Here is a 13,311-nt window from a genome sequence, read left to right on the forward strand (position 1 = left end):
ATTGGAGCGTTCAGAGCCCAGTGTCGTGCACTTGGCTCTGAACAGAATCAGAGTAGTTGTTTTGAATTAACTTAACAGCTTTGGCAGTAGCGCTTCAATCCAAGGAACTACTTCATTTTCCGGCTCTAAGGTTTCCATCGCATCAACAATTAGTAAATCTGCAACTGGCTTGCCTTGTAGCTCTAGCATAACTTCGAATATTTGCCGCCCAGCACCACAAAAAGTCTCTCCATAGCTGCTATCCCCCAAACCCGCAACAGCAAAGGGTTTATGCTCCATCAATGGCATTTTATCCCGTAAGTCCATCACGAAAAATTCTAAATTAGGCGGGATATCTCCCTGCCCCGTAGTAGAGCTAATAATTAACACAGACTTGGTCTGTTTAAAGTCATCAATGCTTGGATCAGTGAACACTTCCACACTATGTCCTTTGCCGGCAATCATTTCTTCAACTTGTTCAGCCACATGCTGTGAATTGCCGTATACCGAGCCGACAAAGATCCCTAACTCTACCATTGTTTATTTCCTCTAGATGATGTGTTGTAATTGTTCAGAACTGATGTCCCAATTTAACAATAGATTTGCCATTCGTGCATCAAATTGGCTACGTAATACTAATTTTTTAAGCTCAACCGGATGTTCAATTATCATTTGCTGACAGGTCAGTGCCATTCCTTCAAAACCATACTGCTGCCGGATGAATTGATTTTGTTTACCATCTCCATGAGTAGTGTCTCCAACAATTGGATGGCGAATATGTGCCATATGGCGACGTAACTGATGCTTACGTCCTGTCAATGGATGCAACTTCACCAGAGAATAACGTGCGGTTTGATAGCGCCCAACAGCGAAGGGAACTTCAACCTGTTTTAGAGTCACAAAATCAGTCTGGGCTTGTTGCGGTTCCTTGTCTTGCCGCGCCTTTTTATCCGCAATCTTATCGAGCTTTTCTTTTAATGCATAATCTATATGACCCTGCTCAGGGCTGTGCCCACGGACAATGGCAAAATACGTCTTAGCAATATTTTTGGCGCTAAACTGTTCGGTTAAATTCCGTGCAATTTCTGAAGAGAGCGCAAACAGCAATACTCCAGATGTGGGTCTATCGAGGCGATGCACCGGAAATACATGCTGACCTAACTGGTCGCGCAATATTTGCATAGCGAACAAGGTTTCATGTTTATCCAACATACTCCGATGCACCAACAGTCCAGCGGGTTTATCGATGGCAACAATATATTCATCTTGATAGACAATAGGTAAAATCATGCTGAATACTCCGCAGCATTAAATAATCGATCAATTTTTTCGATAGCCAATAAGATTGGCTCATGGTGTTTAGCACTGAACGCAATCTGTGCAATAGGTAGAATCGCCAAATTTTCAGGCAACCGCTGTTGTTGCTCAAGCAAATGCTCAAGTTTAGGTAAAAATACAAACTGCAGCCAATTTTCTAACGGCATGCTGTCGCAAGCAAAGGGGGCTCGACTGCCCATAGCTTGCTCTGATGGCACAGTGCTACTCCAAAGATCATGTATTTGCAGAATATCGCGCAAATTATCTAATAACACGGGCAATTTTTGCCGCAATACTATGCTTTTATTTTGACTAGTCTTCACAGGCACCTTTCGGTTAACGTCATCAGGCTTTATACTCTCGTGCTAAATTTTTGATTAAGTGTTTAACGACTATCATACCCCAAAGCAAATATGACTAAGAACCAAATATCTTCCATCAGTGAATTTTTGTTGCATGCTGGCACCGATTATCGCGTTTTCGATATGGGCAGGACCATACGAGAACTTCCCTCTCAGCTATTTTTGAATATTGAAAATGCTAGCGTTAAGCCGCAATTCCCTCGAGCACAACATACCTGGTTCGGAATAGTTTTCTGGGATAAAACTCGCTCCTCTCAACAATATATTTGGTTTGTGAAATTGCCGATTGATGAGCAGGGTTTAGTTGTAACCGCCGCCCGTAATCATTTTTTGCAGATCATCGTCGATGCCTTGGGCTCGCAGCTTGAGAATGCTGAAAAAAGTAATGGCCAACTACCCGACAACCCATACACTTTTGTGCCCAACCAGCAGCAACTAGCCGATTTTAACAGTATCAGTCGCCGCACATTAAAATTGGACTATTCACAGTATTATCAGGCCGCTTTGGATTATCTTAAAGCGCCGCTGGTCATTGACTGGCAGACATTGTCATTACAAGGTATCGCTGATTTAGCTGCAAATGTAGCTGAACCTGAAATCAACGAGCTTGTGCTCAAGCAATTTGCACTGTTACCTCAAACTGTACAATTTACGTTATTGATAAGTTTTGAAAACCAGCCCCTAAATCCAGCGATAACACAGCAGATTGAAAAATTTATTGATAGCAACTCAACTGATGCCGTTGCATGGCAACATGGTTTACGGGCGTTAAGCCAAACCCAAGGAGACAGCACTAAACGTATGCTTGAAATGGCTTTGGCTGCTCAGGTATGCAATGATCACAATACTTTGGAGGTTATCGCCGGACGTTTATGGCAACCCTTGAGTGAAAATAACAAACTTATGAATTTCATGCATAAAGTCGCCGAGGCTGACCCAACCCATAGTTTGTTTGAGGCAATTTTCCGAGACTTAGTTCAGCTCCCTGATAGCCGCGATGCTATGCTGGCTATGCTGCGTTCAACCGACAAGTCGCCCGCTTTAACCCACGCAGTAGGCAGTTTATTTTCCGCAACGAATAGAGATAATTAGCATGCAGTTTAACTTATTCGATATTCTACTTTTCGTTATTATTGCAGCCGTAGGCTTCCAATTTTGGCGCATCAGAGCCATCTCCGAAAAGGCCAAAGCGTATCTGGAACAATACTGCGATAAGCAGGCTTTACAATTTATTAGTGCAGCGCGGAGCAAAACCCGCCTGACAATATATAAAGCAAAATTGGATTGGTATACCGAATTTGATTTCGAATTTTCCAGCACTGGCGAAGAAAGCTACCACGGCCTGTTAACCATGCGAGGCTTAAACATAGTCAATACTGAGCTGCCAGCGTATCGTATCAATTGATATGGCTAAATAAGCACTCAAACTCGCCTAATTAAGCGCAACCTGTGACGGGAGTTTAACACTAATGAGTTCAGTCAGTAGCCCTCTGAACCAAAGCAACCCGTGATCTTGCTCGGTATTTTGATGCCAATATAAGTGGGTTGCAATGGCTGGCATGGCAAAAGGTACTTTTACGATTTCCAATCCATCATCCTTGAGTTGCCGCGCCAGTGAAGTCGGTAGCGTTAGCAACCAGTTAGCACTTTTCAACATATCTTTTGCCGCATAATAGTTTTGGCAGCGTACTGACGTGATTCTGCTCAAGCCCTGTTCTTGTAAGTACAAATCTTCCACAGCTGCACCGCTTGGCCGATGCGAGACACTAATATGTTGGCAATCAAAATACTGTTCCGCACTCATCCCACCCCTTAACCAATGGTGTTTATCTAGCAAAATGCTAAAGCCATCATCTAGCATTTTTTGATGTCGAATTGGTAGTTTAATTGGCATCGCTATATCAAACACAAAGTCGACATGGCCCGCTGCTAACATCCTTTTTAATTGGCTTCGTTCCACCTTTATACTCGATAGCGTTACATGCGGTGCCCGTTGTGCCAGTAAACGACTTACGCGAGGCAAAATTGAAGGCTCCAACGCGTCATGCATACCTATTCGAAAATGATGTTGGCTTGATAGTGGATTAAACTCGCCCCACTGCTGCAATATTTGCCTCAAACGACTTAGGGTATCAATAATCATTGGCGCCATGCGCTGACAAGCCGGTGTCGGTAACATTTTGTTTTGACTGCGCTGAAATAAAGGATCCTGTAAACAATCTCGCAGACGTTTGATCCCATGGCTAACAGCAGATGGTGTTATATGTAATCTCTCTGCGGTGCGTGTCATATTTTGCTCTTGATACAGGCTTTCAAATACCTTGAGTAAATTTAAATCGAGTTGCTGTATCCGTTTCATATCCGCCATATTTGCACCTTAGATAAAACCCATGCTGTTGAGTGCACGTTAACACTATGAATTAAATTCATACCTATTAAATACTAAATTTCATTTCATTCAAAGCAGTCTTTTACACTATGCTATGAATACAAAATTGACTATTAACCCTATGAGGAGCCCAGCATGGATTTCCAGCACAGCCAAAAAGCACAAGAGTATCTCGCGCGCGTTAAGGCATTTATGCAAGAGCATGTTTATCCAATTGAAGATCAGGTATATGCAGATATGCATGCGATGAATCCTGGTGGCGATTGGGTCAATTGGAAATTACATCCCCAAGTGGAAGCATTAAAAAAAGAAGCTAAAAAGCAAGGTTTGTGGAACTTGTTTTTACCAGATGAAAAACTAGGTAAAGCTCTAAGCTGTATCGAGTATGCCCCATTGGCAGAGGAAATGGGCCGTGTCCCCTTCTCACCGGAAATTTTTAATTGTAATGCCCCAGATACTGGCAATATGGAAGTGCTTTACCACTTTGGCTCAGAATATCAGCAGCAAACGTGGTTAACACCACTACTCAATGGTGAAATCCGTTCGGTATTTGGGATGACTGAGCCCGATGTAGCTTCATCAGATGCAACCAATATGGCAGCAACCATTGAAATGGACGGTGATGAAGTCGTTATCAACGGTAAGAAATGGTGGAGTACTGGCTTAGGCCACCCCAACGCCAAAGTAACCATTTTCATGGGGCTGTCTAATCCTGAAAATGAACGTCACGCACAACACAGTATGGTCATAGTACCATTAGACAGCAAAGGCATTGAAATCAAACGAATGCTGCAAGCATATGGTGACTATGATGCGCCCTATGGCCATGGTGAAATGCATTTTACTAATGTGCGAGTGCCCAAAGAAAATATCATTACAGGCTTAGGCAAAGGCTTTGCTATCGCACAAGGTCGCTTAGGACCGGGGCGAATTCACCATTGTATGCGGGCCATTGGCATGGCGGAAAAAGCCTTGGAACTTGCTATCAAACGGGGCTTATCCCGCACAGCATTTGGTAAACCTATACTAAAACTAGGCGGTAACGGCGAGCGCTTGGCCGACGCTAGAATGGCAATTGATCAGGCCCGCCTAATGACACTCAATGCAGCGTGGAAAATCGATGCGGTTGGCGTGAAAAATGCGATGACTGAAATATCAGCCATCAAAGTAGTCGTGCCGCGGATGTTGCAGAATGTGGTTGATATGGCCGTCCAAATACATGGTGGAGCAGGTATGTGCAACGACTTCCCCTTAGCGCGATTTGCCGCTGGCGCTAGAGCATTACGTTTAGCCGATGGGCCGGATGAAGTGCATCAAGCCATGGTGACCCGTCTAGAATTGAAAAAGTATGTTAACCGTTAACCACACTAAGCAGTATTAATGAGCAACAGTAATCGCAATATAGTTATAACCGGAGCGGCCTCCGGATTAGGTAGAGCATTGGCGCTGGGCTATGCCGCGCCAAAGGTGTCAATATGTGTGGTCGATTTAAACAAAGATGATGGCTTAGCCGTCGTCGATTTGCTCAAAGACAAGGGCTGCGATGCTTGGTATCAAAATTGTGATATTACCCAGCAAAAAGATGTGGACGAATTAACAGCTGCCATTCAGAACAAATGGCAGCACGTTGATTTATTGATAAATAATGCAGGTGTTGCAACCGCAGGCGCATTGGCATTCGAAGATATCGAACAATGGCAATGGGTATTGAATATCAACTTGCTAGGCATGGTGCGCGTTACCCGCAGCCTCATAGATTGCATGCCCAACCCCAGCAAAATAATCAATATTGCGTCTCAAGCGGGGATCACGCCCATTCCATTGATGGCGAGCTATAATGCCAGCAAAGCAGCAGTGGTGAGTTTTTCTGAAACTATGCATTTAGAGCTAGCCCCTAAAGGTGTTCAAGTTAGTGTGGCCTGCCCGTCGTTTTTCCCAACCAATCTCGACAAATCCTTGCGCAGTAAGCAGCCAGGAATCGATAAAGTGGTATCTAAACTTTTAAGTAGATCTGACCTGTCTGCCACTCAAGTGGCAGCAACCATTATTCAGCAGGCTGATGCAGGTAGATTCATGATAATTACTCATAAAGCGGGTAAAACCGCTTATAATCTTAAACGCTTTTTACCCATACGTAGCTACTTGAATATGATTAAACGTAAGACCCGCCAGCTCAGTAAAATCCGAGAGTCAAAATGACTCAGCCAATTCAATCTGATAGCTTAAAATCCAATAATGTTATTGATAAAGCTGGCTCAGTCAGATCCGGCGAAGAACTTGATTTAAGCCGCCTAGATCCTTGGCTGAAAACTCAAATGAGCGATATCAGTTCACAACCTGTTGTGCATCAATACTCTGGCGGCGCGTCCAACTGGACATATTGTTTGCAGTATCCCGAAAAGGAATTAATTTTACGTCGAGCACCTAGTGGTACTAAAGCCAAAGGAGCCCATGATATGGGCCGAGAATATCGCCTGCAGCAAGCCCTTAAACCTGTCTATTCTTATGTTCCAGCAATGCTTGCCTATTCTGACGATGAAAGATTGATTGGCAGTGAGTTCTATGTGATGGAGAAACTCACCGGCGTCATTCCCAGAAAGAACTTACCCCGCGGCGTACAGCTGAACAAAGCTCAAACTCAGCACTTGTGCCGTAACGCTCTCGATAGCCTAATCGAGTTGCATCAGGTTGATTACAAGTCGGCGAATCTTCAACATCTTGGCAAAGGTACTGGTTATACACAACGCCAAATAGAAGGGTGGACAACACGCTACAGCAAAGCCAAAACCTGGAACGTGCCCAGCGCTAATTATGTAATGGATTGGCTCAAGGCCAACATTCCGGCTGAAGAGCATATCTGTATCACTCACAATGACTTTCGCTTTGATAACTTAGTGCTACAAGCCGATGACCCAACCCACATCATTGGTGTGCTGGATTGGGAGTTGGCGACATTAGGGGATCCACTAATGGATATCGGCAATAGCTTGGCATACTGGGTAGACGCTGGTGATGATCCCATTGCACAAGGTACCCGTCGCCAACCTACCCATCTTGATGGGATGTTTACCCGCGCCGAAGTTATTGAGTATTATCTGGATAAAACCGGCTACAAAGTCGACGATTTTACCTTCTACGAGGTATACGGATTATTCCGCTTAGCCGCCATCGCTCAACAAATTTATTATCGATACCACCATAAACAAACTAATAATCCAGCGTTTAAACATATTTGGTTTTTCGTGCACTACTTACTGTGGCGCTGCAAAAAATCGATAAAAAAGGCCCGTGTATGACTGTCATCTATTTAATTCGCCACGGCCAAGCTAATTTTGGTCAACAAGACTATGACAAGTTGTCAGAATTAGGCCACCAGCAAGCCGAAATTTTAGGTCAGTCCCTGCAGCCACGACTGGGGCAGTTCGACAAAGTGGTTTTGGGTAGCATGCTGCGCCACAAACAAACCACACAGCAGTGTCTTAAAGGCATGGAGCAGGATCTTGCTGAACCATTGTGGCAAGTAGATGCCAATTGGAACGAATACAATCACCATGATATTTTAGCCCGTTTCGGTCCCGAATTTGCAGATGCGCCCTCAATAGAAAGCTGGGTACGTCAGCAACCCAACCCAAAAGAGGCGTTTGAAACGCTATTCAATAAAGCCATGGCGCGCTGGATCTCTGGCCAACATGACGATTATGAAGAATCTTGGCAAGAGTATCAGTTACGGATAAAAGCCGGTCTTGAGAATGTGATTAAACATGCTGACGATGCAAAATGCATAGCAGTATTTTCATCGGGCGGACCCATTTCTGTCGTATCTCAAAGCTTATTAGGCGTTGACCCAGCTAAAATTATGCAAGTTAACTGGACGCTAGTGAATTGCAGCATGACGAAACTCGTCAGTACCGGTTCTCGGGTGTTTTTATCCACATTAAATGATCACAGCCATTTTGAAGGCAAGCCTAAACACCTGATTACCTACAAATAGACAACAATAATAAGAAGTTACCATTATGATCAGAAAGAATATTTTAATTACAGGTGCCAGCTCAGGCCTCGGCAAGGGTATGGCGATTGAGTTTGCCAAGAAAGGTCGCAACCTCGCACTGTGTGCACGCAGAATAGAGCGTTTAGAAGAATTGAAAGCCGAATTATTAGCGATTAATCCTACTATTAAAGTCTCTATCATGTCACTGGATGTTGATAATCATGATCAGGTGTTTGAGGTTTTTCGTGCTTTTAAAGCCGAGTTCGGCGATCTTGACCGCATTATTGTCAATGCAGGCATGGGCAAAGGTGCATCCATCGGCACCGGTTATTTCTATGCAAATAAACAAACTGCCATCACCAATTTCGTCTCAGCACTAGCCCAATGTGAAGCTGCCATGGAAATTTTTAGACAGCAGAATGCCGGTCATCTAGTCACCATTTCTTCTATAAGTGCATTTCGTGGTGCGCGACGAGCAATGACCGTTTATGCCGCCACCAAAGCCGGATTAAGCTCCATGACTGAAGGATTAAGAGTGGATGTCTTAGGGACACCCATCAAGGTGTCAACCGTGCACCCTGGTTTCATTCGCAGTGAGATCAATGAAAAAGTCAAAGCCGTGCCCTTTATCGTGGATACTGAGACAGGCTGCAGAGCGATGGTCAAGGCCATTGAAAAAGAGGGTGGCAATAGTTACGTACCGGTTTGGCCATGGGCGTTTTTACGCTTTGTGTTGAAAGTAGCACCCTTGAGCTGGCTGAAAAAAATGAGCTGACAAGTACCCAGATTCCCTGCCTTTAGGCTAGGAGTCTGGATCGCAGTATTTTACACACAACCTATCCCGTCTGTTTAATTTTAAAGTCTTTTGTCGCTGAATCCAGATGCTCAAATATAGTGGAGAGTACTCCAGCTGCCTCTTCCATTACTTTGGCTTCATGCTGTGAACTTTCACTTAAGTTGACAATATTGTGAATGCCATCTTTAACCGATTCATTCTGCTGTTGCTGAGTGTTGATTGATTGCTTCACTTGGCCATTGAGCAACCTAATCTGGCTAAAGGAATCAATTAATTGATCAATGATTTTCTGTGATAGAACTGCTTGCTCCAAACTTAATGCAGCTTGTTGTTTACCTTGCTCCATTGCGGTCACAGCACGATCTGACGCATCCTGCAATTTGCCAATATTATGTGAAATTAGTTTAGTTGATTGTTGCGTTTTGTTGGCTAACGTTCGTACTTCATCTGCAACTACGGCGAATCCGCGTCCTGATTCACCTGCACGAGCAGCTTCAATCGCAGCGTTTAGAGCGAGTAAATTAGTTTGCTCGGCTATACCATTGATAACAGTAACAATATCGCCAATGTCATCTGAATCTTTCTTAAGGGTTAAGATGATGTCTGAGGCATTATTAGTTGCCGCCATCATATTCTGGCTAATGTCGACATTTTGCTGGAAAACTTTGCGACCTTGTTCTGCATCTTCAGTGGATTTAGTGACAAATTCTGACGCCTGTTGGATAGCACCATTAATGGCCGAACCATTTATGTTTAACTCAGTTACTATGTCATTGACCGATTGAGTTTGCTCTATCTGACTATTTAGCCCTTTTTTAACCGCATTAAAGGCGTGAATCAGACTGGTTATCAACTGGCCTAACTGTTTTAGGTCATCAAATATACCAAACAGGACTTTACTCAGGTCATCTTGAATAAGGTTAAAATTATCAGCCACTTGGCCGATTTGATCGCTGGTGGTGCTGGTGATTTTAGTGGTGAAGTCACCCCCTGCTATTTGTCTAGAAAGGGTACTAACCTGATTAAGCGGGTTAAGAATGCGAACTTCGATGAACCAGGTAATCAATATTATGCTGGCGATTATCGCCAGGGCCACTGTGACGTTGGTAATCAAAAAAGCAGAATCGGCACTTTCCTCAATGTCAGATTTCAAACCCAAAATAAAACCATTGGTTTTGTCTACTGCTGCAGTAAGACTTTCTGTTGGTGCGCGATCTATACCACTGACACTTTTATCAGCAACGTCTATATCGAATCCTGATAGTAAAAATGCATTATATCCTTCCTTGTAGGCTGCCAGCATAGGAGGATAACTTTCAGAAAAATTCAACAAGTCATTGTACGCTGGATGGCTGGGATCAAGCTCTTTTAACAGGCTTTGATATTCCTGTTGGATGAGGACCCCATTGTGTAAAAAACGATTCCAATATTTATCCAGTTGTTTGGGATTTTTTCCTCTTATTAAGGTGTTCTTCCATTCTTGCACTTGAGTTTTAAAGTCCAAGTTTAGTTCAGAGATCTTAGTCAAATTAGACACATCTGTGTTTACAGTCTCTGAATAGTCTTGAATAACATGATGGATTGAAGTCAATCCGGTATATACAGCTATGATGATTACTAATAAAGCCGAGCAGAACAAAAGCAACAGCTTGTTGCGTATATTATTGCGGATAAAATCAAACATCTTAAATTGATCCATAAAGCGAAAAAGCCCGCCGAAGTTACCTGAGTTAAATTTAACTTTTATGACAGCGCTTAAGTAAATTGAGTAATAGTCTTAATGAAGTAGCTCGTCTTCCGCTGTAAGCATGCTAGGAATCGTCGAAACTGGCGAACTGCCCTAATATGATGGCTCAGGCGAGCAAGCCCAAGGGTAAAAAAGATAACCTAAATAAAGAAATTTATCGACCTAAATCTTTTATATCTTTGGTAAATAACTGCTCCAATTCTGCTCGGCCTTTCCTATTTATTTCAATTAATTGCGGCATATCGACGTTTTCTTCAATAGCTTTTTGCAGGAGTTGATGATCGTGACGCTCAAAAATATCACACATATTTTTCGCTTCAGCCTCAGCATAGCCGTAGTGACGGAGAATATTTTCTGCTGCTTTTAAACCACTTGGAAATACTTCTCTGATTAATTCTGCATTTTGATACTTTGATATCTCAATCACACTGGCGCGATTTCGCACCCGCACTACCATCTTGATATGGGGATACTCTTCACTAACAATTTCACATATTTTCAACGTGTCTTCTTCCCTCTCTACCGCGACTAGTAATACCGATGCCTGTTCGATGCCCGCTGCTTTGAGCAAATCCAGCCGTGTTGCATCCCCATAGAAAATATTACTGCCAAATTTCTTAACAAATTCAATTTGTTCTGCGTCCTTATCCAATGCGGTGAATGGGATATGATTAGCCGTTAGAATACGCGCAGTAATTTGTCCAAACCGGCCAAAGCCAGCGATGATCACCCGAGGTTCATCAGTATCTCTTTGACTGTCATACACAGCAGGGCAATTACGGCTGTTAAACCATAAGCTATGCAATATCACCAGTGGTGATGTCAGAGCCATAGACAAGCCTACAATCAGGGTAATTTGATTTGCAATATCGGCTTCGAGCAAACTATTGGTTGCAGCTTGTCCCATCACCACAAATGCGAATTCTCCACCTTGGGACAGCATCAGAGCGATGCGCATTGAATCGGTTTTAGTTTGATTGGCAAGTTTCAATATACTAAAGATGATCAAGGTCTTGATCGCTACGAGCGCTAGCGCGGCGCAGACTATGAAAGCGGGATCAGCAAATAATAGTTGCAGATCCATATTCATTCCAATGGCAATAAAGAATAACCCCAGTAGCAGGCCTTTGAAGGGTTCAATTTCAGTTTCTAGCTGATGTTTAAAGCTAGAGTTAGCCAATAGGATACCGGCGACAAAGGCCCCCATACCCATGGATAATCCTGCCTCTTGCATACCCAGGGCGGTCGCCATAACAATTAACAATGCCGACGCGGTCATTATTTCTGAGCTGCCATAATCGGATATTAACCGCAAAAATGGATTTAATAAGTATTTACCAATGACGAGTACACCCACAATGGTCGTTACACTCACCCACCACGGCGGCGTATCCACACCTGTGGCATCGGACAAAGCATGCACCAATAATAAAATCGGGATCACCGCCAAATCCTGCATCAACAAGACTGAAAAACCCTTTTGGCCAGGCGGAGTTTTTAGGATCTTTTGCTCATTCATCAATTGAATTGCAAATGCAGTTGACGATAATGCTGCTGCCAAGCCAATCACAATGGCACTGATCCAACTGGTTGCCATAAAGTACTTTACTGCGCATGCCAAGGCACTTGCACTGAGTAACAGTTGTCCACCTCCAGTGAAAATGATTTGATCGCGCATTTTCCAAAGTTTCTTAGGTTCTAGCTCTAGCCCAATCACAAACAGCAATAACACCACGCCCAATTCGGCAAAATGCAAAATTGTGCCCGGCTCTGATACCCAATCCATAACAGAAGGACCAATCACTATCCCTGCGCTCAAGTAACCAAGAATGCTGCCTAATTTGAGACCTTTGAAAATGGGGACGGCCACCACCGCAGCAGCTAAAAACACCATAGATGAAGCCATAGCACTCATGCGTATTCCTTTATTTATTGGGGCGAGCTTGGTTTTTGCATCAAACAATGCGCCATATTGCACAAGCAAAATATTGTCGAATGTGAACTTTTTAAGCCTAACCGATTAAAAAATAACCAGCTGGTGATATAAATGGTCTACAGTATTACTATCACCCGCAAATTTATCAACTGGGCGAGGCATTATGAAAAGACATTACTATATCAGCGATGATTTAAACGACCTAAAACTGATTGAAACTGAGTTACAGGCTAAAGGTCTCCTTATCCCACAAATTCATGTTTTAAGTGAAAGTGACGCTGAGGTCGAACAGCACCATTTACACGCCATAGAGTCAGTATTAAAAAAGGATGTAGTACGCTCAACTGAACTCGGCGCAGTGGTGGGGCTAATCGCCGCAGGCTTGGTGTTGGCTATCGCATATGCAATGCAGTGGCATCTGAGTCCAGCAGGTTGGATCCCGTTCGGTTTTCTAGCCGTAGCGTTATTAGGATTTTGCACCTGGGAAGGTGGCTTAATTGGTATCCAAGTGCCCAACCATCAGTTCAAGCGGTTCCAAAAGCTACTCAAGCAAGGCAAACATGTATTTTTTGTGGATATCACCGAGGAACAACAGGCGGTGGTGAAAGAAGTGGTGAACCAACATCAGTCGATATCCTTAGCTGGAACCGGTGAATCTACCCCTGAATGGATTGTGAAAGGGCAAGATAAGTTTAATAGTTTTATGAAGGTCATGCCCTAGCCTTCAGCGATGGCCTTGCAAACACCCACATGGGTAACAAAAGTTTGCCTATGAGGGTGTTAATCATTGCAGC

14 protein-coding genes are annotated in these 13,311 nt (G+C 43.5%); 8 read left to right on the forward strand and 6 right to left on the reverse strand.

Features of this window, described 5'->3' with window-relative positions; translation table 11 throughout:
* Positions 1-66: 66 nt before the first annotated feature.
* The 3 genes from QR722_RS14530 to QR722_RS14540 are packed head-to-tail and all read right to left on the reverse strand — an operon-like array spanning position 67 to position 1,619.
* Positions 67-516, reverse strand: a complete 450-nt coding sequence (locus tag QR722_RS14530) for a flavodoxin domain-containing protein (protein ID WP_286283630.1) — start codon at positions 514-516, stop codon at positions 67-69.
* A gap of 12 nt (positions 517-528) precedes the next feature.
* The gene (truC, locus tag QR722_RS14535; RefSeq protein WP_286283631.1) at positions 529-1,269 is read right to left on the reverse strand and encodes a tRNA pseudouridine(65) synthase TruC; all 741 of its coding nucleotides are present in this window, start codon (positions 1,267-1,269) and stop codon (positions 529-531) included.
* Positions 1,266-1,619 (reverse strand): YqcC family protein, encoded by a 354-nt coding sequence (locus tag QR722_RS14540; RefSeq protein WP_286283632.1) that lies wholly within the window; start codon positions 1,617-1,619, stop codon positions 1,266-1,268. The genes truC and QR722_RS14540 overlap by 4 nt, the downstream gene beginning before the upstream one ends.
* A gap of 90 nt (positions 1,620-1,709) precedes the next feature.
* Between QR722_RS14540 and QR722_RS14545 the strand changes: the two genes are divergently transcribed.
* Together QR722_RS14545 and QR722_RS14550 are read left to right on the forward strand one after the other, a co-directional pair.
* Complete coding sequence (locus QR722_RS14545; RefSeq protein ID WP_286283633.1) at positions 1,710-2,750, forward strand: DUF3549 family protein; 1,041 nt, start codon at positions 1,710-1,712, stop codon at positions 2,748-2,750.
* Between the two features lies 1 nt (position 2,751).
* Positions 2,752-3,063, forward strand: coding sequence for a DUF3301 domain-containing protein (locus QR722_RS14550; RefSeq protein ID WP_286283634.1), 312 nt, complete (start codon positions 2,752-2,754; stop codon positions 3,061-3,063).
* Positions 3,064-3,090: 27 nt separating this feature from the next.
* On the opposite strand, the gene QR722_RS14555 is transcribed toward QR722_RS14550, so the two are convergent.
* Positions 3,091-4,026 carry a LysR family transcriptional regulator gene (locus QR722_RS14555; protein WP_286283635.1) on the reverse strand — a complete coding sequence of 312 codons (936 nt, stop codon included), beginning with the start codon at positions 4,024-4,026 and terminating at the stop codon, positions 3,091-3,093.
* 156 nt (positions 4,027-4,182) lie between these two features.
* Here QR722_RS14555 and QR722_RS14560 point away from each other — a divergent pair, with 156 nt between their 5' ends.
* From QR722_RS14560 to QR722_RS14580, 5 genes are read left to right on the forward strand one after another with little or no spacing between them, the layout of a single operon-like run.
* Positions 4,183-5,409, forward strand: a complete 1,227-nt coding sequence (locus tag QR722_RS14560) for an acyl-CoA dehydrogenase family protein (RefSeq protein WP_286283636.1) — start codon at positions 4,183-4,185, stop codon at positions 5,407-5,409.
* An 18-nt stretch (positions 5,410-5,427) separates the two neighbouring features.
* A complete protein-coding gene (locus tag QR722_RS14565) occupies positions 5,428-6,246 on the forward strand; it encodes an SDR family oxidoreductase (protein ID WP_286283637.1) in 819 nt (272 codons plus the stop codon).
* Positions 6,243-7,343: a phosphotransferase family protein gene (locus QR722_RS14570; RefSeq protein ID WP_286283638.1), complete on the forward strand. Its 1,101-nt coding sequence runs from the start codon at positions 6,243-6,245 to the stop codon at positions 7,341-7,343. The genes QR722_RS14565 and QR722_RS14570 overlap by 4 nt, the downstream gene beginning before the upstream one ends.
* Positions 7,340-8,038 carry a histidine phosphatase family protein gene (locus QR722_RS14575; RefSeq protein WP_286283639.1) on the forward strand — a complete coding sequence of 233 codons (699 nt, stop codon included), beginning with the start codon at positions 7,340-7,342 and terminating at the stop codon, positions 8,036-8,038. The genes QR722_RS14570 and QR722_RS14575 overlap by 4 nt, the downstream gene beginning before the upstream one ends.
* A 25-nt stretch (positions 8,039-8,063) precedes the next feature.
* On the forward strand, positions 8,064-8,813 hold the full coding sequence (locus tag QR722_RS14580; RefSeq protein ID WP_286283641.1) for an SDR family oxidoreductase: 750 nt from the start codon (positions 8,064-8,066) through the stop codon (positions 8,811-8,813).
* Positions 8,814-8,874: 61 nt separating this feature from the next.
* On the opposite strand, the gene QR722_RS14585 is transcribed toward QR722_RS14580, so the two are convergent.
* Both QR722_RS14585 and QR722_RS14590 read right to left on the reverse strand, forming a co-directional pair.
* Positions 8,875-10,518 (reverse strand): methyl-accepting chemotaxis protein, encoded by a 1,644-nt coding sequence (locus tag QR722_RS14585; RefSeq protein WP_286283642.1) that lies wholly within the window; start codon positions 10,516-10,518, stop codon positions 8,875-8,877.
* 217 nt (positions 10,519-10,735) lie between these two features.
* Complete coding sequence (locus QR722_RS14590; protein ID WP_286283643.1) at positions 10,736-12,496, reverse strand: monovalent cation:proton antiporter-2 (CPA2) family protein; 1,761 nt, start codon at positions 12,494-12,496, stop codon at positions 10,736-10,738.
* 184 nt (positions 12,497-12,680) lie between these two features.
* Here QR722_RS14590 and QR722_RS14595 point away from each other — a divergent pair, with 184 nt between their 5' ends.
* Positions 12,681-13,238: an NAD/FAD-utilizing enzyme gene (locus QR722_RS14595; protein WP_286283644.1), complete on the forward strand. Its 558-nt coding sequence runs from the start codon at positions 12,681-12,683 to the stop codon at positions 13,236-13,238.
* The last annotated feature ends 73 nt before the right edge of the window (positions 13,239-13,311 follow it).

This window comes from Aliiglaciecola sp. LCG003, assembly GCF_030316135.1.
Taxonomy (GTDB): domain Bacteria; phylum Pseudomonadota; class Gammaproteobacteria; order Enterobacterales; family Alteromonadaceae; genus Aliiglaciecola.